This is a genomic window from Halotalea alkalilenta DSM 17697, assembly GCF_000621205.1.
Lineage (GTDB): Bacteria > Pseudomonadota > Gammaproteobacteria > Pseudomonadales > Halomonadaceae > Halotalea > Halotalea alkalilenta.
Genome location: NZ_JHYY01000040.1, coordinates 19885 through 40824, shown reverse-complemented (window position 1 = coordinate 40824; position 20940 = coordinate 19885). Strand labels below are relative to the sequence as shown.

The following is a 20940-nucleotide window of genomic DNA, read 5'->3' as shown; positions in this document are numbered from 1 at the left end:
ATATTAGGTGTCAATTGCATTCGATGTTCGTTTGATTCGTCGGTGGCGCTGTTGGATTGCTTTGGTAGTGCTGCGCTTGGTTCAAATAGTTTTTTAATTCCCGCTTAAAACCAAAGGACAATACAGGTGCGTTTTCTGCGGGATTAAAGTTCGCCTCAGCCTTTATGAGGAGACCGGTCCCATGCGCACGCCTTTGTATAAAATTCTCTACGTTCAGGTGCTCGCGGCGATCGCCGTCGGGATCCTGCTCGGCCATTTCCAGCCTGACCTGGGCGTGGCGATGAAGCCCTTCGGCGATGCCTTCATCCAACTGATCAAGATGGTGATCGGACCGATCATCTTCTGCACCGTGGTCACCGGCATCGCCGGCATGGGCGACATGAAGAAGGTCGGCAGGGTCGGCGGCAAGGCGCTGATCTACTTCGAAGTGGTATCGACCCTGGCGCTGGTGATCGGGCTGATCGCCGGTTTCGTCTTCCGTCCCGGCGACGGCTTCAATGCCGATCCCTCGACCCTCGATGCCTCCGCGGTCGCTCAGTACACTTCCGCTGCCAGCGAGTCCCACGGGCTGGTCGACTTTTTGATCGGGATCATCCCGCACACCATCACCGGCGCCTTCGCCGATGGCAACATTCTTCAGATCCTGCTGGTCGCGATCCTCTGCGGCGCCGCGCTCTCGGCGCTGGGGGAGAAGGGCGTGGCGGTGACCGGGGCGCTCGAGAAGGTCACTCAGGTGCTGTTCAAGGTGGTCGGCTTCATTACCCGGGTGGCGCCTATCGGTGCCTTCGGCGCGATGGCCTTCACCGTCGGCAAGTACGGGATAGGCTCTCTCGGCCAGCTGTTCGAGCTGGTGGCGAGCTTCTACATCACCGCGGTGCTGTTCGTACTGGTGGTGCTCGGTACGGTGGCGCGCCTGGTCGGCTTCAGCATTCTGCGGTTCATCGCCTACATCAAAGAAGAACTCTTGATCGTGCTCGGCACCAGCTCTTCGGAGTCTGCGCTGCCGCAGCTGATCCAGAAGATGGAGCGCGCCGGCTGTCCGCGCTCGGTGGTTGGCCTGGTGGTGCCCACCGGCTACTCGTTCAACCTCGATGGCACCAATATCTACATGACTCTGGCGGTGCTGTTCATCGCCCAGGCGACCAACACCGAGCTGGGCGCTATGCAATTGGTCACCATTTTGCTGGTGGCGATGCTGACCTCGAAAGGGGCGAGTGGCGTGACCGGGGCCGGGTTCATCACCCTCGCGGCGACCCTCTCTGTGGTTCCCGACCTGCCGGTCGCGGCGATGGTGCTGATCCTCGGGGTCGATCGCTTCATGAGCGAGTGCCGCTCGCTGACCAACTTCGTCGGTAACGGCGTGGCGACGCTGGTGGTCTCGGCCTGGGAAGGGCAGCTCGATCGCGAACGCCTGCAAGCGGCGCTGCGCGGTGAGCCGCCGGCGGCCGAGCCCGCGCCCGAAGATGAGGTCGCCCCGGTGTCGGCTTCGAGTCGTTCAGGCGAGGTGGACCCGCTCAAAGCGCACTGAGCGTCCGTGCCGGGGTAGCGGATCGAGACCCGGCAGCGACCCGTTTCGTCGCTGCCGGGGACGAAACGAAACGTCTCGGTGGTTGTCTGAAACATTTGCTCACCGCGCAAGGCTACAGCCCGATGGCCTCCATGGGTGACACTATCGTCTCAGTCCCCAGCCGCGAGACGAACGCTATGCTCCCTGAGTCTTCCATTTCCCCGCGCTCCCCGCAGCATTCCTCGGCTTCATTCGGCTGGCGCCTGATCAATGACGAGCGCGCCTTTCGAGAAGCTTTCCTGCGCAGGCTCACCGATTGCCTTCCCGCGCCGCGGCGCGGAAAGCGGCGCTGCTCCCGGCACGACTGAACCAAGCGCGGCCCGCCTGGGCTGCTAGAATCAGTCCTATGCCCTTCCCGTCGCACAATCACAGGAACGCACGATGAGCATCGATCCCCAAGCAGGGCACCTGCCCGACGAGCGCCGGTTGGCCAACTTGCCGCGCCTGGTGTCCCGCTACTACACCCAACGTCCCGATCCGGAGGATCCCGCCCAGCGGGTCTCCTTCGGTACCTCCGGGCACCGGGGCTCGTCGCTCGCCGACAGCTTCAACGAGTGGCACATCCTCGCAGTGACCCAGGCGATCTGCGACTATCGCGCGGCGCAAGGCATCGATGGGCCGCTGTTCATCGGCATGGATACCCATGCGCTCTCGGAGCCGGCGTTCGTCTCCGCGCTCGAGGTGCTCGCCGCCAATGGGATCGAGACCCGCATCGATGCCGGCTGCGAGGAGACCGGCGGTGCCCCCGGCTACACGCCGACGCCTGCGCTCTCCAATGCGATCATCGAATGGAACCGCGGGCGTAGCAGTGGGCTCGCCGACGGCATCGTGATCACGCCTTCGCACAACCCGCCGGTGGATGGCGGCTTCAAGTACAACCCTCCCAACGGCGGACCGGCCGATACCGGGGTGACCAAGTGGATCGAGCAGCGTGCTAACGCACTGCTCGCCGCTCGCCTCGAAGGCGTCGAACGGCTCGACTTCGACCGCGCGCTGGCGGCACCGACCACCCAGCGCTTCGACTTCATCGAGGGCTACGTCGGCGGGCTCGATCAGGTGATCGACTTCGAGGCGATCCGCGGCGCGGGGTTCAGCTTCGCCGTCGATCCGCTCGGCGGCGCGGGTGTCCACTACTGGCCGCGCATCGCCGAGCGCTACAGGCTGCCGCTGGAGGTGCTGTCCACCCGGGTCGATCCGACCTTCCGCTTCATGCGCCTCGACTGGGACGGCAAGATCCGCATGGATTGCAGCTCTCCCTACGCGATGGCCGGGATGATCGAGAACAAGGACCGTTTCGACGTCTCGTTCGCCTGCGACACCGACCATGACCGTCACGGCATCGTCGCCCGCTCGGTGGGTCTTTTGAACCCCAATCACTATCTGGCGGTGGCGATCGAGTACCTCTTCACCCATCGCCCCGAGTGGGGCGCGGACGCGGCGATCGGCAAGACCCTGGTCTCTTCGTCGATGATCGACCGCGTCGCAGCCGGCCTCGGCCGTCGCGTGGTCGAGGTGCCGGTGGGCTTCAAGTGGTTCGTCGATGGCCTGATCGAAGGCAGTCTCGGCTTCGGCGGCGAGGAGTCGGCCGGCGCATCGTTCCTGCGCAAACGCGGCGGCGCCTGGTCGACCGACAAGGATGGCTTGATCCTCGGGCTGCTCGCCGCGGAGATCACCGCCGTCACCGGACGCGATCCCGGCGAGCGCTACCAGGCGCTGACCGAACGCTATGGTGCGCCGGTCTACCAGCGCATCGACGCCGCTGCCGATCGTGAGCAGAAGGCCAAGCTCGGCAAGCTCTCCGCGGAGCAGGTCAGCGCCAAGGAGCTCGCTGGCCAGCCGATCACCCAGATACTCACCGAGGCGCCCGGCAACGGGGCCGCGATCGGCGGGCTCAAGGTGGTCACCGAGAATGGCTGGTTCGCCGCGCGTCCCTCCGGTACCGAGGATGTGTACAAGATCTACGCCGAGAGCTTCGAAGGGGAGGCGCACCTGAAGCGCATCCAGGACGAGGCGAAAGCGCTGGTCGACGGCGTGCTGGCGAGCTGATTTTCGTCGTTCGGATCTCGAGGCCGGTGCATCATGCACCGGCCTCGTTGCGCTGGCGGCGAGGGCCGGTCGGCGGTCGCAACGGGCGGGCCGGCGCCAGGGCGAGGGCCCTGGCGCGCGGGCTCAGCAGAGCGCGTCGAGCTTCTGCTTGAGCAGGGCGTTGACCTGCTGGGGGTTGGCGGTGCCGCGCGAGGCCTTCATCACCTGCCCGACGAAGAAGCCGAGCATCTTGCCGCGCTTCTCCTCGGTGGCTTCGCGGTACTGGGTGACCTGCACCGGGTTGGCTTCGATCACCTGGTCGATCACCTGCGCCAGGGCACCGGAATCGGTGACCTGTTTGAGTCCCTTGATCTCGATCACCTGGTCGGCGTTCTCGAAGCGGCGTTCCCACAGATCGGAGAACACCTGCTTGGCCGCCTTGCCGTTGATCGTCTCGTCCTTGATCCGCTTGAGCAGGCCGCCGAGCTGCTCGGCGCCGACCGGGCTTTCGCCGATGGAGAGCCCCGCGCGGTTGAGCCGGGCGGAAAGATCGCCCTGGACCCAGTTGGCCGCGAGCTTGGGATCATCGCAAACCGCCATCACCTGCTCGAAGTACTCCGCGGTGTCGCGATCGGAGGCCAGGATGTCGGCATCGTAGGTGGAAAGCCCGAGCTGCTCGATGAAGCGCTCGCGCTTGGCACTCGGCAGCTCCGGCAGCAGGCTGCGCTGGTGGTCGACGTAGGCCGAATCGAGCATCAGCGGCAGCAGGTCGGGGCAGGGGAAGTAGCGATAGTCGTTGGCCTCCTCCTTGGTCCGCATGCTGCGGGTCTCGTCCGCCTCGGGGTCGAACAGGCGGGTCTCCTGCACCACCTTGCCTCCCTCTTCGAGCAGGTCGATCTGGCGCTCGACCTCGAAGGCGATCGCACGTTCGACGAAGCGGAACGAGTTGACGTTCTTGATCTCGGCGCGGGTGCCGAACGCCGCTTGGCCCTTGGGCCGCACCGAGACGTTGACGTCGCAGCGCATCGAGCCTTCGGCCATGTTGCCGTCGGAGATGCCGAGATAGGTCACCAGGGTGTGGATCGCCCGCAGGTAGGCCGAGGCCTCCTTGGCCGAGCGCATGTCGGGCTCGGAGACGATCTCGAGCAGCGGCGTGCCGGCGCGGTTGAGGTCGATCCCGCTCATGCCGATGAAGTCTTCGTGCAGCGACTTGCCGGCGTCCTCCTCGAGATGGGCGTGGTGGATGCGGATCGCCTTGCGGCTGCCGTCCTCGAGCAGGATCTCGACCGTGCCGCGACCGACGATCGGCTGTGCCATCTGGCTGGTCTGGTAGCCCTTGGGCAGGTCCGGGTAGAAGTAGTTCTTGCGCTCGAACACCGAGACTTCGGGAATCTCGGCATCGATCGCGAGGCCGAAGCGCAGGGCCATCGCCACTGCGTTCTCGTTGAGCACCGGCAGCACCCCGGGCAGGCCGAGGTCGACCGCGCAGGCCTGGGTGTTGGGCTCAGCGCCGAAGGCGGTGGAGGCGCCGGAGAAGATCTTCGAGCGGGTCGCCAGCTGGACGTGGACCTCGAGCCCGATCACGGTTTCCCATTGCATGTCGTTCATCCTTGGCAATCTCGTCTTCAGTCCTGCACCGGACGGCGCTGGTGCCAGTCGGTGACCTTCTGGAAGGCATGGGCGACGTTGAGCAGGTGCGCTTCGGCGAAGTGCGGCGCGAGGATCTGCAGGCCGACCGGGCGGTTGCCGACGAAGCCCGCCGGTACGCTGATCCCAGGGATGCCGGCGAGGTTGATCGCAATGGTGTAGATGTCCTGGAGATACATCGACACCGGGTCGCTCTGGGCGCCGAGGGCGAAGGCCGGGGTCGGCGCGGCCGGGCCCATCAGTACGTCGACCTTGTCGAAAGCGTCGAGGAAGTCCTGGCGGATCAGCCTGCGCACCTGCTGGGCCTTGCGGTAGTAGGCGTCGAAGAAGCCTTCCGAAAGCGTGTGGGTGCCGATCAGGATGCGCCGCTTGACCTCCTCGCCGAAGCCCTCGGCGCGCGAGCGCTTGTAGAGGTCCTCGAGATCCAGCGGATTGGCGCAGCGATGGCCGAAGCGCACGCCGTCGTAGCGCGAGAGGTTCGACGACGCCTCGGCCGGGGCGATCACGTAGTAGGTCGGGATCGCGAGATCGGTATGCGGCAGGCTGACTTCGACCACGCGGGCGCCGAGCGATTCGTAGACCTTGACCGCATCGCGCACCGCCGCCTCGACCCCGGGATCGAGGCCGTCGCCGAAGTACTCGGTGGGCAGGCCTATCTTGAGCCCGTCCAGCGGCGCGTCGAGGTCGCGGGTATAGTCGGGGACCACCCGCGAGACGCTGGTCGAGTCGCGTGGGTCGTGGCCGGCGATGGCGTTGAGCAGCAACGCGCAGTCCTCGGCCGAACGCGCCATCGGACCTGCCTGGTCGAGGCTCGATGCGTAGGCGATGATGCCGTAGCGCGAGACCCGCCCGTAGGTCGGCTTGAGCCCGGTGATGCCGCAGAACGCCGCCGGCTGGCGGATCGAGCCGCCGGTGTCGGTGCCCATCGCCGCCGGCACCAGGCCGGCGGCGACCGCGGCGGCCGAGCCGCCGGAGGAGCCGCCGGGGACCAGCGAGTGGTCCCAGGGGTTCTTGACCGGGCCGAAGTGGCTGTTCTCGTTCGACGAGCCCATCGCGAACTCGTCCATGTTGGTCTTGCCGAGGCTCACCGTGCCGGTGGCGGCGAGCTTCTCGACCACGGTGGCGCTGTAGGGCGCGACGAAGTTGCCGAGCATCTTCGAACCGGCGGTGGTGCGCACGCCCTCGGTGCAGAAGATGTCCTTCAGCGCCAGCGGCATGCCGGCCAGCACCCCGGCCTCGCCGCGCGCGCGCTGGGCGTCGGCGGCCTCGGCGCGTTCGAGCGCCTGGTCACGGGTGACGGTGACGAAACTGTTGATCTCGGGGTCGAGCCGCTCGATCCGCGCGAGCAGTCCACGGACGAGCTCGACGCTCTTGAACTCACCCGCGGCCAGGCCGCGAGCCATCTCGGCGAAGGTCAGGTCTAACATTCTTCGGCTGTCTCTGCAGTGACTGTGATGGAGCGCCGCGCGAGCGACGCATCGCGCTGAATTCACTCGACGACGCGGGGCACCAGGTAGAGTCCCTCGCTGACCGCCGGCGCGCAGCGCTGGTAGACGTCGCGACGGTCGGGCTCGGTGACCTCGTCGGCGCGCAGCGGCTGGGTGGCGTCCAGCGGGTGGGCGAGCGGTGCCACGCCCTCGGTGTCGACTTCGCGTAGGCGGTCGACCATGTTGAGGATCCGCGTCAGATCGTCGACGTAGCGATCGGCGTCCGCGTTGTCCAGGCCAAGGCGCGCGAGATGGGCGGCGCGCAGCACGTCTGCGTGTTCAATCGCCATGCGATTATCCTGTTGGGCTGTTCGTATCTTCTGCTCGGAGGGCAGGGATGCGTAGGCGGCGTCGCCGCTGGGCGAGGCGAGAACCCGTCCCCTCGACGTTCGAGAATGTGTTAGAACGTGTGCTCGAAAAAGGAGCGTTCATCGACGCCACGGTAGCATATCTTAACACGCGCGGCAGCTGGGCTCGCTTGCTGTGCACCGGGCGCGATGATAACGTTTGCCTCCGCACAGGATTCCGGTCTGCTCTAGGTACCCCTACACAATGTTCAAACGTTTACGTGGACTGTTCTCCAGCGATCTGTCGATCGACCTGGGAACGGCCAACACGCTGATTTACGTCCGTGGTCGCGGGATCGTGCTCGATGAACCTTCGGTAGTGGCCATTCGCCAGTCTGGCAACATGAGAAGCGTCGCCGCCGTCGGCCTCGACGCCAAGCGCATGCTCGGCCGCACCCCTGGCAACATCACCGCCATCCGCCCGATGAAGGATGGGGTGATCGCCGACTTCACGGTCACCGAGCAGATGCTCCAGTATTTCATCCGCAAGGTCCATCAGAGCACTTTCATGACCCCCAGCCCGCGCGTGCTGGTCTGCGTGCCGTGCATGTCGACCCAGGTCGAGCGCCGTGCGATCAAGGAGTCGGCCGAAGGCGCCGGCGCCCGCGAGGTGTTCCTGATCGAGGAGCCGATGGCGGCGGCGATCGGTGCGGGCCTGCCGGTCGAGGAGGCCCAGGGTTCGATGGTGGTCGACATCGGCGGTGGTACCACCGAGATCGCGATCATCTCGCTTTCCGGCGTGGTCTACTCCGAGTCGGTGCGGATCGGCGGTGATCGCTTCGACGAGGCGATCACCGGCTACGTGCGCCGCCACTACGGCAGCCTGATCGGCGAGGCCACCGCCGAGCGGATCAAGGAAGAGATCGGCTGCGCCTACCCCGGTGGCGAGCTGCGCGAGATCGACGTGCGCGGCCGCAACCTGGCCGAGGGCGTGCCGCGCAGCTTCACGCTCAACTCCAACGAGATCCTCGACGCCCTGCAGGAGCCGCTGTCGGCGATCGTCTCGGCGGTCAAGAGCGCGCTCGAGCAGTCACCTCCGGAGCTCGCCTCCGACATCGCCGAGCGAGGCCTCGTGATCACCGGCGGTGGCGCGCTGCTGCGCGACATCGACAAGCTGATCGCCGAGGAGACCGGCCTGCCGGTGATCATCGCCGACGATCCGCTGACCTGCGTCGCGCGCGGCGGTGGCAAGGCGCTGGAGATGATCGACCAGCACGCCTTCGAGCTGTTCTCGATCGACTGAGGCGACGCGATGGTCGCATGAGGCGACGCGATGGTCGCATTCGGCCGGTGCCGCGGCCCGCGCCCTGCGCGGTGATCCCGCGGCGTCGCCGTTTCGTTCGTGCGTGGAGGATGGCCTATCAAGCCGCTGTTCATTCATGGCCCGCTTCCCGGTTACCGCATGCTGCTCTGCGCGGTGCTAGCGGGAGCGCTGCTGTTTCTCGATCACCGCTATACCTGGATGGATCAGGTACGCGCCGAGGCCTCGACCATGGTCGCGCCGATCCAGTGGCTGGTCAGCCTGCCCGCCGAAGGTTTCAGCTGGGCGTCGATGACCTTTTCGACCCAGCGCTCGCTGGTCGAGGAAAACCGCAGCCTGCGTGAGCAGCTGGTGCTGCTGTCGCAGCGTGCCCAGCGGATGGAGAGCGTCAGCGCCGAGAACGCCCGCCTGCGCGCGCTGCTCAAGGCCACCCCTCGTGACGAGATTCCCTACCTCACCGCCGAGCTGATGATGCTCGACAACGACCCCTTCATCCAGCAGATGATCGTCAATCGCGGTGCCCGCGAGGGCGTCTACGTCGGCCAGCCGGTGATCGACGCCTCCGGGGTGGTCGGCCAGGTGATCTCGGTCTCGCGCTACACTAGCCGGGTGCTGATGATCAGCGATCCCAGCCATGGGGTGCCGGTGCAGATCGTGCGCAACGGGCTGCGCTTCATCGTCCAGGGTGGCGGCGGCCCCGAGGGGCTGGTGGTCCAGAACGTTCCCAACAACGCTGATATCCGCGAGGGCGACCTGCTGGTCACCTCCGGGCTCGGCGGCGGTTTCCCCCAGGGCTACCCGGTGGCGACCGTGGTCAGCGTGCAGCAGAACCCCAACGGGCCCTTCGCCCGGGTGGAGGCGCAGTCCTCGGCGCAGCTCGACCGCAGCCGGCAGTACCTGTTGCTGTTCGCACGCGACGCGATCGCCGCGCACGATCTCGTCCCTCTCAACCAGGAAGCGCTGGACGCGGCGTTCAGGGTCGCCTCCGTGGCGCAGGCGGGAGACTAGAATGGCGGCCGAGAGCAAGCACGTAGTCTATCCGACGGTATGGGTCACGCTGATGATCTCGCTGGTGCTGCAGGTGATGCCGATGCCCGAGAGCATGCTGCTGCTGCGACCGCACTGGCTGGCGATGACCTTGATCTACTGGTGCCTGGCGCTGCCGCGCCAGGTGGGCGTGTTCCACGGCTTCTTCGCCGGGCTGCTGCTCGATCTGCTCGAGGGGACGCCGATGGGCCAGAACGCGCTGCTGCTCTCGGCGGTCGCTTTTCTCGCCCTGCTGCTCTACCAGCGCATGCGGGTCTATTCGCTGTGGCAGCAGGCGCCGATGGTGATGGTGATCACCGGGCTCGTGCTGCTCGGCGAGCAGTGGCTGAGGGTCGCCTTCGGCGTCTCGCGGCTGCACGTACAGTTCATTTTCTCCGCGCTGCTCAGCGGGCTGCTGTGGCCGTGGTTCTTTACCTTGATGCTCAACGTGCGGCGACGATTCGCCCAGGGTTGAGCCTGCTTCGGAGCATGCGATGGGCACTGAATCACCGACACTCTGCCTCGCCTCTGCCTCGCCGCGGCGCCTCGAACTGCTGGCGTCGATCGGCGTGGTGCCGGACGCGGTTCGCGCCGCCGACATCGACGAGACGCCCGGTACCGGCGAGCCGGCCGCGGCCTACGTCGAACGGATGGCCGAAGAGAAGGCCCGGGCCGTCAGGGGCGAAGCCGGGCAGGCCCTGGTGCTCGGCGCCGACACCGCAGTGGTGGTGGGAGGAGAGATCCTCGGCAAACCGTGCGACCGGGACGAATTCATGCGCATGTTCACGCTGCTCGCCGGTCGTGAGCATCGAGTGATTTCGGCGGTATCGCTCTACGCTCGTAATGGCGACCACCACCGCTGCCGGGTCGAAACCCGCGTGTCGCTGCGGCGGATATCTCCCGCCGAGCTCGATGCCTACTGGGCAAGCGGGGAGCCATGCGACAAGGCCGGTGGCTATGCCATCCAGGGACGAGGGGCGCTGTTCGTCGAGCGCATCGACGGCAGCTACTCGGCGGTGGTGGGGCTGCCGCTCTACGAGACGGGGCAGCTGCTGTCGAATGCGGGGCTGGCCCTTTGGCGTGTCTGATACACCGTGGCGATGCACCGGGCTCGCGGTCATAATCTGATGGACGAGTCGGGCTTGCGTCCGTCACACGGAGGATAAGGACATCCCATGAGCGGCGAAGTACTGATCAATCTGACGCCGATGGAAACCCGGGTCGCGGTGGTCGAGAACGGTGTGCTCCAAGAGGCATCGATCGAGCGCAATCGTCGCCTCGGTATCGTCGGCAACATCTACAAGGGCAAGGCGGTGCGCGTGCTGCCAGGCATGCAGGCGGCCTTCGTCAACATAGGCCTCGAACGCGCCGCCTTCATCCATGCCAACGAAGTGGCGCCGCTTGGCCACGGCGGCCCGGAGCCGTCGATCCGCGAGCTGCTCCACGAGGGGCAGTCGCTGGTGGTGCAGGTGATCAAGGAGCCGATCGGCGGCAAAGGTGCCCGGCTCACCACCCATCTCTCGATTCCCTCCCGCTACCTGGTGCTGATGCCGCACGCCGATCACATCGGCGTTTCCCAGCGGATCGAGGACGAGCGTGAGCGCGAGCGGCTGCGCGAACTCGCCGAGCGTGCGCTCACCGAGGCCGGGGAGGAGGCACCCGAAGGCGGGCTGATCGTGCGCACCGCGGCCGAGGGGGTCGAGCTGGATGCGCTGGTCGCCGACGTGCAGTTCCTCGGCAGGCTCTGGCGGCAGGTCGAGCGGCGCAGGCTCGAGGCGATCGCACCGGCCGAGATCTACCATGACCTGCCGCTGTTCCTGCGTACGCTGCGTGACGTGATGCGCGACGACGTCGAGCGGGTTCGCATCGACTCGCGCGAGAATTTCGTCAAGCTCAAGGCCTTCGCCCAGGAGTTCATGCCGTCGCTCGAGCCGCGCGTGGAGTACTACCCCGGCGAGCGGCCGATCTTCGACCTGTTCTCGGTGGAGGATGAGCTCGCTCGGGCGCTGGAGCGCAAGGTGCAGCTCAAGTCGGGCGGCTACCTGGTGATCGACCAGACCGAGGCGATGACCACCATCGACGTCAACACCGGCGCCTACGTCGGGCATCGCAACCTCGAGGAGACGATCTTCAAGACCAACCTCGAGGCCGCCACCGCGATCGCTCGCCAGCTGAGACTGCGCAACCTCGGCGGGATCATCATCATCGATCTCATCGACATGGAGGACGTCGAACACCAGCGCCAGGTGCTCAGGGTGCTGGAGAAGGCGCTCGAGCGCGACCACGCCAAGACCAGTCTTTCCGGGGTCACCGAACTCGGTCTGGTCCAGCTGACGCGCAAGCGCACCCGTGAGAGTCTCGAGCAGGTGCTCTGCGAACCGTGCAAGGTATGTCGCGGACGCGGTTCGCTGAAGACCGCTGAGACCGTATGCTACGAAATCCTCCGCGAGATCCTGCGCGAGGAGCGCGCCTACGGCGCCGAGACCTACATGGTGCTGGCCTCGCAGGCGGTGGTCGACCGGCTGCTCGACGAGGAGTCGGCGGCGGTGGCCGATCTCGAAAGCTTCATCAACAAGACCATTCGCTTCCAGGTCGAAAGCCATTACTCGCAGGAGCAGTACGATCTCGTACTGATCTAGCCGATGCATCCGCTGCGTATCCTGCTTCGCTGGTCGTTGACCCTGGTTGCCATTGTACTGGTCGCGCTGGCGGTGCTGACCCTCAATCTGCGCATCGAGCCTTGGCGGTTCAGCGACGATTCCCGGCTGGTGGCACTGCTCGGCCTGCCCGACGACCTCCAGCTGAGCTTCGATCACCTCTCGCTTGGCCTGCGTGGCCATGAACTCGAGCTCCAGCTCGATGATCTCGACTTGATCCAGCCCGCCGGCGCCAGCCGCCGCCGGCTGCTCGAGCTCGACCGGCTGACGCTGCGGCTCGACCTCTGGCGCTCGCTGCGCCTGCGCCAGCCGGCGATCTCCTGGCTCGATGCGGACGGTGTGGCGGTACGCCTCTACCAGCGCGCCGATGGCCGCTGGTGGCAAGGTGACGAGTCGCAAGAGGGCGACGGCTTCAAGCTCGATTTCGCCACGCTCGACCGGCTGCTGGCCAATCTCCAGGGCAGCCGCGCGCGGGTCACCCGGGCGAGGGTCGACTTCTACGCCCTCGATGGGCACCGTCGTCTGGAGCTGCCCCGAGCCGAGCTGGCGCCCGACGGCGAAGGGCGCACCGCGCTCGAGCTGAATGCCGCGCTGGCCGGCAACCGGCGGCCGGGCCTCACCCTCCAAGCGCTGCTGCCGCAAGACCGTCAGCTACCCATGCAAGCCTACCTGCACCTCGACGCCGACCAGGCGACCAGCATCGCCAGCCTGTTCAGCCAGCAATTCGACTATCGTTTCGACGCCGACGGCAGCATCGATGCCTGGGCGACCTGGGAGGGCGGCGCACCCACCGACCTGCGCCTGGCGCTCGAGCTGCCAAGCCTCGAGGTCGGCCGTACCGACGACGCTGTGCGCCATTTGGCGCTCAGCCAGGTCTCGGTGGCGCTGGCGCTCGGCTATCGCGATGGAGGCTGGCACGGCGCTTTCGATCGGCTCGCCGGTCTCGATGAACGAGGCGCTGCGCTTACCCTGCCAAGCTTTGGTTCGCTCACCGGGGACGACCGTTCGCTATCGCTTTTGCTGCCGCAGTTTCGCGCCGAATCGGTGAACCTGATCTGGCCGCTGCTGCCGCTCTCCGCAGGGCTGCGTCAGACCCTCGCCGACCTCTCGCCCAAGGGGGAAGTGGCCGGTGCGCGGCTCGATCTCGATCTCGACGAAGGGTTGGCCTGGCGGGACAGGCTGCGGATTCGCGCTGCGGCACGCCAGGCCGAGATCTCCTCGCACGATGAGATTCCCGCCATCGGGCCGGTGGATGGCTGGGTCGATACCACGCTGCGTCGCGGTTGGGCGCGGCTGAAAAGCGACCAGCCGCTGCGCTTTTCGCTGCCCACCGTATTCACTCGCGACTGGCGCCTCGACACGCTGTCCGGGCGTCTCGATTGGACCTTGAACGAGGATGGGCAAGCGCTCAGCGGCAGCGAGCTGAGCTTCACTCGCGATGGCGCCACGGCCGATGGCCGATTCTCGCTGTCGCTGCCGGACGACGATCGAAACCAATTCTCCCTCGAGCTCGCGCTGCGCGATGCGGTGCTGCGCGACGCCAGCGACTGGGTGCCGCTGCGCAAGCTGGGGCCGGAGCTGGGCGAGTGGCTCGAGCGGAACCTGCGCGGTGGCGAGGTGCCCGAGGGGCGCTTCGGGCTTTCGCTGATCTTCGGTCATCCCCGCGGACGCCCGGAGCTCGAACACCGTATCGACTTCGACGATCCCGATGAGCCGAGCGAGCTGCAGCTCGAGCTCGCCGTGCGCGAGGCGACCCTGGGCTATCTCGAGGGCTGGCCACCGATCACCCGGCTGGACGGTAGCTTCAAGCTCGACGGTACCGAGATGGAAGGGCGGATCGACCGTGCCGAGCTCGCAGGGCTCGAGAGCCGGGGGGGGAGCTTTTCGTTGCACGACGATCTGCTCTCGGTCGAAGGTCCAGTGAGCGGTGACGCCAGCGCGCTGCTCGAGATCCTCAAGGCCGCACCGTTCGACGACCAAGCGCTCAACCAGCAATTCTCGCAGTGGCAGGCGAGCGGCCCGCTCGATGGCGAAGTGAAGCTCGAGGTGCCGTTCGAAGGCCAGGGCGCAGGCGATGTGCGTCTCGAGGCCAGTGGCAGGGTGCGCGGTGGCAGCGCGACCCTGACCCAGAAACGGCTGTCGTTCGATGACATCGACGCCCGCGTGCGCTTCCTGCTGCAGGGTGAGCATCTGTCGCTCTCGGGTGCCGGCGATGGGCGCGCCTTCGATGGCCCGGTGGAGGGCAAGGTGGATATCGCCGATGGGCTCGGCGGGGTCGACTTCACCGGCAATGCCGATGCGGCCGGGGTGCTCGACTGGCTAGGCCTTGCGGGCCTGGTGACCGATCTCTCGGGGCGTACGGACTACCAGGGCAAGCTGTCGATGGTTCCGGCCGGGCCTGTGGGTCTCGAACTGACATCGGCCCTCGAAGGCGTGGAACTGCCGCTGCCTTCGCCGCTCGGCAAGCGCGCGGATGAGGCCGTGCCGCTGCGCCTGGCGATGAATGTCTCCGATGGTGAAGGCGAGGTCGAGATCGACCGCCGGCTCAAGGTGCGCTGGCGCAATGAGCTCGAGGATGGCCAGGTATGGGTCCAGCAGTGGCCGCGCCAGCCGCAGTGGGATGCCGGCGATGGCTGGAGCCTGCGTTGGGTGGCGCCAAGGCTTGCACCGCTCGAATGGAAAGACGCAATCGCTCGGATCGATTCTGCCAGGATCGGGAAGCGACCCGTGGAAGACGGCGATACCTCGGCTCAGCAGGGCATCGAGATCCGCCGTGCGGCCTTGGTCACTGAGTGCCTGGAGCTGCAAGGGCGCTGCATGGGGCCGGTCTCGATCGATGCGGATCACGTCGGCCAGGCCTGGCACGCTCGGGTCGAGAGTGACCTGGCCCGAGGCCAAGTGAGCTGGGATCCTGTCTCGGGGCGGCCGATCGAGGCGCACTTCAGCGAGGTCGATCTCGACCCGCTGCTGGTGCTGATCCCCCAGACCCTGGAGAGCGAGCCTGACGAGAGCGCCAAGTTTCTCGACCAGGTACTGGCGGTACCAGGGCCGCCGACCCAGCTCGCGCCGCTGCCCGAGGGGCTGGCCGGGCTGCCCAGCGGATTCATCAGCATCGATCGGCTGCAGGCGCAAGGCCGCGAAGGGGCCCTCGAGCTCGGCTGGCGAACGAGTGACCACAGCCTGGACATCGACCGGCTGCGCGTCGCTCTGGCAGGCTCGATGCTCGAAGGCGAGCTGCACTGGAGCCGTGCCGGGGAGGCCAGCGTGACCCGGGGCATGCTGACTTTAGATCACCGCGACTTCGGCGATCTGCTCGAACTGCTCGGCCAGCCGAGGGTGATCAGCACTCCGGGAGGCGGGCGTATCAGCGCCAGCTTCGCCTGGCCCGGGGCGCCTTGGCAGTCGAGCTGGGCCACCGCCACCGGCAAGCTGGGCCTGGATATCGGCGATGGCAGTTTCACCGCGATCGAGTCGACTTCGGCCCGGCTGGTGGGGCTGCTCAATTTCGACAACCTGCTGCGCCGCCTGCGGCTCGACTTCACCGATCTGACCCGCAGCGGCACCTCCTTCAACAGTATCCGCGGCAGCGCCAATCTGAGCGACGGCGTGTTGACCAGCAACGGGCCGGTGCTGATCTCTGCCCCGGCGACCAACTTCAGCATCGATGGACAGGTCAATTTGGTTCAGCGTACCCTGAATCAACGCCTTGGCGTCACCTTGCCGGTATCGCAGAGCCTGCCATTGGCGGCGCTGCTTGCCGGGGCGCCCCAGGTCGGCGGCGTGCTGCTGCTGTTCCATTGGGCCTTCGGCGGCTGGATCGACAAGGTGACCGAACTCCATTACCGGATCGAGGGCCCTTGGGCCGAGCCGGACTTCAGGATGGAAAGTGCACGCTAATGAACATTTCCGCCATAGATGCGCCTTTGGCGCCTGACGACGTTCGCAGCCTGATCACGCAGGCCAGCGACGCGCTGCTCGCTCCGGGCGGCCTCGACCTCGAGAGCCTCGACCAAGCCCTGGGGCATGCGCTGGGTCCGGGTATCGACTTCGCCGAGCTGTTCTTCCAGCGCAGCTGGCGCGAGACCTGGGCGCTCGAGGATGGCGAGGTCAAGGATGCGGGATTCCACATCGATGGTGGCGTCGGTGTGCGCTCGCTGTGCGGTGAGAAGACCGGCTTCGCCTACTCCAATCAGATCACCGCGCAGGCGCTGGCCAAGACCGGCCATACCGCCTCGAGTATCGCTCGCGACGGTGGTCGGGCGGTCCAGGTCGAGGCGCGCGCATCGGTGTTCGAACCTCGCTACGCCGCGATCGATCCGTTCGCCGGGCTAGAAGCGGCGGAGAAAGTCGCGTTGTTGAAGGAAGCCGACCGTATCGCCCGTGCCTGCGACCCCGCGGTGAGCCAGGTCAGCGTTTCGCTGGGCGCGGTCTATGACATCGTCATGGTGCGGGCGAGCGACGGTACGCTGGCCGCCGACGTGCGTCCGCTGGTGCGTTTCAACGTTTCGGTGATCGCCGCACGCGGTGGGCGTCGCGAGCGCGGCAGCGCCGGGGGCGGCGGGCGCTTCTCGATCAGCGAGCTGCGCGATCGCAACGTCGCCGAGCGCTACGCCCGTGAGGCCGTGCGCCAGGCGCTGGTCAACCTCGAAGCGGTCGATGCGCCGGCCGGCGAGCTGCCGGTGGTGCTCGCCGGCGGCTGGCCGGGGGTACTGCTGCACGAGGCGGTCGGCCACGGGCTCGAGGGCGATTTCAACCGCAAGGGCAGCTCGGCATTCTCCGGGCGGATCGGCGAGCGGGTCGCCGCGCCCGGGGTGACGGTGGTCGATGACGGTACTCTGGCGGGCTTGCGCGGTTCGCTCTCGGTAGACGACGAGGGTACGCCGAGTGCCTGTACGCCGCTGATCGAGGATGGCCGGCTGACCGGCTACATGCAGGACAAGCTCAATGCCCGTCTGATGGGGATGTCACCGACCGGCAATGGCCGGCGTGAGTCCTACGCCCATCTACCGATGCCGCGCATGACCAACACCTACATGCTCGCTGGCCAGCATCGGCCGGAGGAGATCATCGAGAGCGTCGAGCGTGGGCTCTATGCGGTGAGCTTCAGCGGTGGGCAGGTCGATATCACCTCGGGCAAGTTCGTGTTCGCCGCCAGTGAGGCCTATCTGATCGAGAACGGCCGGATCACCGCTCCGGTGAAAGGAGCGACGCTGATCGGCAGCGGCCCCGAGGCGATGGGGCGGATCTCGATGATCGGCGACGACATGATGCTCGACGAGGGCATCGGGGTGTGCGGCAAGGAAGGGCAGTCGGTGCCAGTGGGCGTCGGCCAGCCGACCCTGAAGCTCGATGCGATCACGGTCGGTGGTACCCAGGTCTGAGCGTGGCCTGGCTGGCGCTCAGCGCCCGCTGGCGTCGCGCAGCAGTTTGAACAGCTTGCGCGCGCTGGCCGGCGGTTTGTCGGCCGCGCGTTCGCGCCGGGCATTGCGGACCAGCTGGCGCAGGCTCGAGAGTTCGATCGAGGGAAAACGGGCGAGCACTTCGTCGAGCGCTTGGTCGCCTTCTTCGATCAGGCGATCGCGCAGGCCTTCGAGTTCGTGGAAGGCAAGGTCGCGCGCTTGCTTCTCGTCTTCGATCGCGGCGAACGCGGCCTCGATGCCTGCCAGATCCTCGCTGCGCATCAGCTTGCCGACGTACTGCATATGGCGACGTCGCGCCTCGTGGGCCTTGATCCGGCCCATCTCCTCGATCGCCGCGAGCATGTCGTCGGACAACGGCAGGCGCCCGCGCAGCGCAGGGGACAGCTCGATGATCTCGGCGCCGAGCTTTTGCAGCGCGGTCATTTCGCGCTTGCGGCTCGATTTGCTCGGCGCGGCCTCGTCGAGGGAGACGTCTTCTTCGGTGCCGTGCTTCGGGGGTCTGGCCATCGTTTGGTTCTCGAACGGATGCGGCGCGACAGTATAGCAGCCTCGCTCGATCTCGTCGGCGTGAGGCTTCGATGGATCAGGACCGGGTTTGCGAGCGAGTCCCGGACGAATCGGCATTTCAGGAGAATTTCATGAGCGAGGCCTTCGATGCCAAGCAGCAGCAGCGGACTCTCGAGGCGAGGGTCGCTCTCGCGGTCGAACACGCCAAGGCCAAGGGGGCCAGCGCCTGCGAAGTGGGCGCGAGCGCGAGCCAGGGGTTGGAGGTAAGCGTACGCCTGGGCGAGATCGATACCATGGAGCTTTCGCGCGACCAGGGGATCGGCGTGACCGTCTACTTCGGCACCCGCAAGGGCAGCGCCTCCACCAGCGACGACAGCGAGCCCTCGGTGCGCGAGGCGGTGGAGCGCGCCTGCGCGATCGCCCAGTTCACTGGCGAGGATCCGGCTGCGGGACTCGCGGATCCGGACCGGCTGGCCACCGAGTTCCCCGATCTCGATCTCTATCATCCTTGGGCGCTCAGCCCGGACGAAGCGATCGCGCTGGCGAGCCGCTGCGAGCGCGCGGGGCTCGAGGTCGCGGGGATCGACAACTCCGAGGGCGCCTCGGTCTCAAGCCATGAAGGGGTCAGCGTCTACGGTAACAGCCTCGGCTTTCTCCAGGGGCAGCGTGGTACCCGCCATGGATTCTCTTGCGTGCTGATCGCCCGCGACCAGGTGGGCATGCAGCGCGACTACGACTATTCCAGCGCGCGTGAGGCCGGTCAGCTGCGCGATCCTGAAGAGGTGGGTCGCAGCGCGGCGCAGCGCGCATTGCGCCGACTCGGCGGCCGCAAGCTCGCCACCGGACGCTACCCGGTGCTGTTCGTGCCCGAGCTCGCCAGTGGCCTGGTGGGGCACCTGCTGCAGGGGATCGCCGGAGGAGCGCTGTATCGGCAGTCGTCTTTCCTCTGCGACGCCCTCGGCGAGACGCTCTTCCCCGAGTGGTTCTCGCTCTTCGAGCGTCCCCGCGAGATGCGCGGCAGCGCCAGCGCCAACTTCGACAGCGAAGGGGTGGCGACGCGCGACAATCGATTCATCGATAGCGGGCGGCTGGCGAGCTACCTGCTCTCGAGCTACAGCGCCCGGCGACTGGGGATGAGCTCCACCGGCAACGCCGGTGGCGCCCGCAACCTGCGCATCAGCGCGCCGCTCGAGTCGTTCGAGGCGCTGCTGGCGAAGATGTCGCGCGGGGTGGTAGTGACCGAGTTGATGGGGCAGGGGGTCAATACGGTGACGGGAGACTACTCGCGCGGCGCCGCGGGGTTCTGGGTCGAGAACGGCGCGATCCAGTATCCGGTCGAGGGTTTCACCATCGCAGGCGACCTGCGCCGGATGTTCGCCTCGCTGGTGGGGATCGGGGACGACGTCGATCGACGCGGCAACGTGCACAGCGGCAGCTGGCTGCTCGAGGAGATGATGGTGGCCGGCTAGGTGCGGCCGGCTAGGTGTGGCCGGCGTGTCGAGACCGAGGCCCACCACGCAGGCACGTACCGCGGGCCGAGGGGCGTTCGCTCCTCGGTTGGAACGTGGAGCGGGCGGTGTCAGCCGACAAGCGGTTCGATGGTGCGCTGCACTTTCATCTCGCGGTGGCGCAGGCGTACCGAGGGATACTGGCTGGCGAAGTGGCGGGCGAGGCGCTCCACCAGGTAGACCGAGCGGTGCTGGCCGCCGGTACAGCCGATCGCTACGGTGAAGTAGCTGCGGTGGCTCGAGAGATAGGCGGGCAGCCAGCGCTCCAGCCAGTCGCGGATCTCGCTGAACATCGCCTCGACTTCCGGGGCGCGCTCGAGGAACTCGATCACTGGCTGGTCTCTCCCGGTATGATCGCGCAGCATCGGCTCCCAGTAAGGATTGGGCAGGCAGCGGGCATCGAACACCATGTCGGCGTCGTGGGGGACGCCGTGTTTGAAGCCGAACGACTCGAAACTCAGGGTCAGCTGGACGGTGGTATGGCAGGCGACCTGCTCGGCGATCCGTGCGCGCAGCTCGTGCACCGAGAGGTTGGAAGTGTCGATCACCAGGTCGGCGAGGTCGCGGATCGGGGCGAGGAAGTGCTCCTCGGTCTCGATCGCTTCCAGGAGCGTCATGTCGCTCCCGCGGGTCAGTGGGTGACGTCGCCGAGTGGCAGAATAGCGCTCGAGCAGCTGGCGTGAATCGGCGGTGAGATAGACCACTTGGAGATCGATCTCGCGCGCACCGAGGAATTCGACCAGCTCGGGTAGCCGTTCGAGGGCGTTGGGAAGATTGCGCGCGTCGATGCTGACCGCCACCCTGCGCCGCTCGGGTGAATGGGTCTCGAGCTCGTCGAGCAGTGCGACCAGGAGCATCGCGGGAAGATTGTCGATGGCGTAGAAGCCGAGATCCTCGAGCGCTTGGAGTGCGATCGATTTTCCAGAGCCGGAGCGGCCGCTGATGATCACCACTTGCATCATGCTGCGATTCCTCGCGCTGGTTGGAGCGGATACCCGCGAAGGATGGAATTCGAATGCGGCCAGCGGTCATCTTCGCCGGCAATGGTGACGGATACACGACACGCCCCGCGTGAGGGCGTGTCGGCAGAGAGGCGGCTGGGAATCAGAGACCAGCGGTGCCGGTGCCCTGGGCGCGCGCCAGGTGCTTTTCCTTGTGTTTGACCAGCTGGCGGTCGAGCTTGTCGATCATCGAATCGATCGCTGCGTACATGTCGTCCTGCTCGTCGGTGCCGTGGAGCTCTCCTCCCGAGACGTTCATCTTGCACGCTGCCTGCTTGCGTTCTTTCTCCACCGACAGGGTCACCTGAACATTGGTGATGTTGTCGTAGTGGCGCACCAAGCGTGTCAGCTTCTGGTTTACGTAGTCGCGCAGTGCGTCGGTCAGTTCAACGTGATGACCCGTGATGTTCACCTGCATGACATGCTCCTTAGCTGCGATGGACACTTTGATTGTAGCTGTTTTGCGCGCTCGACCAAGCCTCCCGAT

The 20940-nt window shown here is 66.6% G+C and carries 16 protein-coding genes; 10 read left to right on the top strand and 6 right to left on the bottom strand.

Annotation, left to right across the window (positions count from 1 at the left end):
* Nucleotides 1-181: 181 nt before the first annotated feature.
* Complete coding sequence (locus tag Q376_RS21865; protein WP_052365066.1) at nucleotides 182-1528, top strand: dicarboxylate/amino acid:cation symporter; 1347 nt, start codon at nucleotides 182-184, stop codon at nucleotides 1526-1528.
* A 420-nt stretch (nucleotides 1529-1948) separates the two neighbouring features.
* Entirely contained in the window at nucleotides 1949-3613 is a 1665-nt protein-coding gene (gene pgm / locus Q376_RS0108135; protein ID WP_027349907.1) for a phosphoglucomutase (alpha-D-glucose-1,6-bisphosphate-dependent), read from the top strand.
* Between the two features lie 123 nt (nucleotides 3614-3736).
* Here pgm and gatB read toward each other — a convergent pair whose 3' ends face one another.
* The 3 genes from gatB to gatC all read right to left on the bottom strand — a co-directional run bounded on the left by gatB (nucleotide 3737) and on the right by gatC (nucleotide 7016).
* Nucleotides 3737-5191 (bottom strand): Asp-tRNA(Asn)/Glu-tRNA(Gln) amidotransferase subunit GatB, encoded by a 1455-nt coding sequence (gene gatB, locus Q376_RS0108130; RefSeq protein ID WP_027349906.1) that lies wholly within the window; start codon nucleotides 5189-5191, stop codon nucleotides 3737-3739.
* A gap of 26 nt (nucleotides 5192-5217) precedes the next feature.
* Nucleotides 5218-6666: an Asp-tRNA(Asn)/Glu-tRNA(Gln) amidotransferase subunit GatA gene (gene gatA, locus Q376_RS0108125; RefSeq protein ID WP_027349905.1), complete on the bottom strand. Its 1449-nt coding sequence runs from the start codon at nucleotides 6664-6666 to the stop codon at nucleotides 5218-5220.
* Nucleotides 6667-6728: 62 nt separating this feature from the next.
* Nucleotides 6729-7016, bottom strand: a complete 288-nt coding sequence (gatC, locus tag Q376_RS0108120; protein ID WP_027349904.1) for an Asp-tRNA(Asn)/Glu-tRNA(Gln) amidotransferase subunit GatC — start codon at nucleotides 7014-7016, stop codon at nucleotides 6729-6731.
* A 262-nt stretch (nucleotides 7017-7278) separates the two neighbouring features.
* On the opposite strand from gatC, the gene Q376_RS0108115 reads away from it, so the two are divergent.
* From Q376_RS0108115 to tldD, 7 genes are all read left to right on the top strand, one after another.
* Nucleotides 7279-8316, top strand: a complete 1038-nt coding sequence (locus tag Q376_RS0108115) for a rod shape-determining protein (RefSeq protein WP_027349903.1) — start codon at nucleotides 7279-7281, stop codon at nucleotides 8314-8316.
* A gap of 99 nt (nucleotides 8317-8415) precedes the next feature.
* Nucleotides 8416-9342 (top strand): rod shape-determining protein MreC, encoded by a 927-nt coding sequence (gene mreC, locus Q376_RS0108110; protein ID WP_043446861.1) that lies wholly within the window; start codon nucleotides 8416-8418, stop codon nucleotides 9340-9342.
* Nucleotide 9343: 1 nt separating this feature from the next.
* Nucleotides 9344-9835, top strand: a complete 492-nt coding sequence (gene mreD / locus Q376_RS0108105) for a rod shape-determining protein MreD (RefSeq protein WP_027349901.1) — start codon at nucleotides 9344-9346, stop codon at nucleotides 9833-9835.
* Nucleotides 9836-9854: 19 nt separating this feature from the next.
* A complete protein-coding gene (locus tag Q376_RS0108100; RefSeq protein ID WP_027349900.1) occupies nucleotides 9855-10448 on the top strand; it encodes a Maf family protein in 594 nt (197 codons plus the stop codon).
* 87 nt (nucleotides 10449-10535) lie between these two features.
* Nucleotides 10536-11999 (top strand): ribonuclease G, encoded by a 1464-nt coding sequence (gene rng / locus Q376_RS0108095; protein WP_027349899.1) that lies wholly within the window; start codon nucleotides 10536-10538, stop codon nucleotides 11997-11999.
* A 3-nt stretch (nucleotides 12000-12002) separates the two neighbouring features.
* Nucleotides 12003-15914, top strand: a complete 3912-nt coding sequence (locus Q376_RS0108090) for a YhdP family phospholipid transporter (RefSeq protein WP_027349898.1) — start codon at nucleotides 12003-12005, stop codon at nucleotides 15912-15914.
* The gene (gene tldD / locus Q376_RS0108085; protein WP_052365065.1) at nucleotides 15914-17398 is read left to right on the top strand and encodes a metalloprotease TldD; all 1485 of its coding nucleotides are present in this window, start codon (nucleotides 15914-15916) and stop codon (nucleotides 17396-17398) included. The genes Q376_RS0108090 and tldD overlap by 1 nt, the downstream gene beginning before the upstream one ends.
* A gap of 18 nt (nucleotides 17399-17416) precedes the next feature.
* Here the strand turns inward: tldD and yjgA are convergent, their stop codons facing one another.
* On the bottom strand, nucleotides 17417-17944 hold the full coding sequence (gene yjgA / locus Q376_RS0108080) for a ribosome biogenesis factor YjgA (protein WP_027349896.1): 528 nt from the start codon (nucleotides 17942-17944) through the stop codon (nucleotides 17417-17419).
* Nucleotides 17945-18075: 131 nt separating this feature from the next.
* Here yjgA and pmbA point away from each other — a divergent pair, with 131 nt between their 5' ends.
* On the top strand, nucleotides 18076-19413 hold the full coding sequence (gene pmbA / locus Q376_RS0108075; protein ID WP_027349895.1) for a metalloprotease PmbA: 1338 nt from the start codon (nucleotides 18076-18078) through the stop codon (nucleotides 19411-19413).
* A 110-nt stretch (nucleotides 19414-19523) separates the two neighbouring features.
* Here the strand turns inward: pmbA and rapZ are convergent, their stop codons facing one another.
* Together rapZ and hpf are read right to left on the bottom strand one after the other, a co-directional pair.
* A complete protein-coding gene (rapZ, locus tag Q376_RS0108070) occupies nucleotides 19524-20411 on the bottom strand; it encodes an RNase adapter RapZ (RefSeq protein WP_027349894.1) in 888 nt (295 codons plus the stop codon).
* 145 nt (nucleotides 20412-20556) lie between these two features.
* Entirely contained in the window at nucleotides 20557-20871 is a 315-nt protein-coding gene (gene hpf, locus Q376_RS0108065) for a ribosome hibernation-promoting factor, HPF/YfiA family (protein ID WP_027349893.1), read from the bottom strand.
* Nucleotides 20872-20940: the final 69 nt, after the last annotated feature.

Bases quoted from the DNA above. Each gene is read 5' to 3' on its own strand.
- hpf (WP_027349893.1), bottom strand. From the start codon at position 20,871: ATGCAGGTGAACATCACGGGTCATCACGTTGAACTGACCGACGCACTG.
- pmbA (WP_027349895.1), top strand. From the start codon at position 18,076: ATGAGCGAGGCCTTCGATGCCAAGCAGCAGCAGCGGACTCTCGAGGCG.
- rapZ (WP_027349894.1), bottom strand. From the start codon at position 20,411: ATGCAAGTGGTGATCATCAGCGGCCGCTCCGGCTCTGGAAAATCGATC.
- Q376_RS0108090 (WP_027349898.1), top strand. From the start codon at position 12,003: ATGCATCCGCTGCGTATCCTGCTTCGCTGGTCGTTGACCCTGGTTGCC.
- pgm (WP_027349907.1), top strand. From the start codon at position 1,949: ATGAGCATCGATCCCCAAGCAGGGCACCTGCCCGACGAGCGCCGGTTG.
- gatA (WP_027349905.1), bottom strand. From the start codon at position 6,666: ATGTTAGACCTGACCTTCGCCGAGATGGCTCGCGGCCTGGCCGCGGGT.
- gatB (WP_027349906.1), bottom strand. From the start codon at position 5,191: ATGCAATGGGAAACCGTGATCGGGCTCGAGGTCCACGTCCAGCTGGCG.
- Q376_RS0108100 (WP_027349900.1), top strand. From the start codon at position 9,855: ATGGGCACTGAATCACCGACACTCTGCCTCGCCTCTGCCTCGCCGCGG.
- gatC (WP_027349904.1), bottom strand. From the start codon at position 7,016: ATGGCGATTGAACACGCAGACGTGCTGCGCGCCGCCCATCTCGCGCGC.
- Q376_RS0108115 (WP_027349903.1), top strand. From the start codon at position 7,279: ATGTTCAAACGTTTACGTGGACTGTTCTCCAGCGATCTGTCGATCGAC.
- rng (WP_027349899.1), top strand. From the start codon at position 10,536: ATGAGCGGCGAAGTACTGATCAATCTGACGCCGATGGAAACCCGGGTC.
- mreD (WP_027349901.1), top strand. From the start codon at position 9,344: ATGGCGGCCGAGAGCAAGCACGTAGTCTATCCGACGGTATGGGTCACG.
- yjgA (WP_027349896.1), bottom strand. From the start codon at position 17,944: ATGGCCAGACCCCCGAAGCACGGCACCGAAGAAGACGTCTCCCTCGAC.
- Q376_RS21865 (WP_052365066.1), top strand. From the start codon at position 182: ATGCGCACGCCTTTGTATAAAATTCTCTACGTTCAGGTGCTCGCGGCG.
- tldD (WP_052365065.1), top strand. From the start codon at position 15,914: ATGAACATTTCCGCCATAGATGCGCCTTTGGCGCCTGACGACGTTCGC.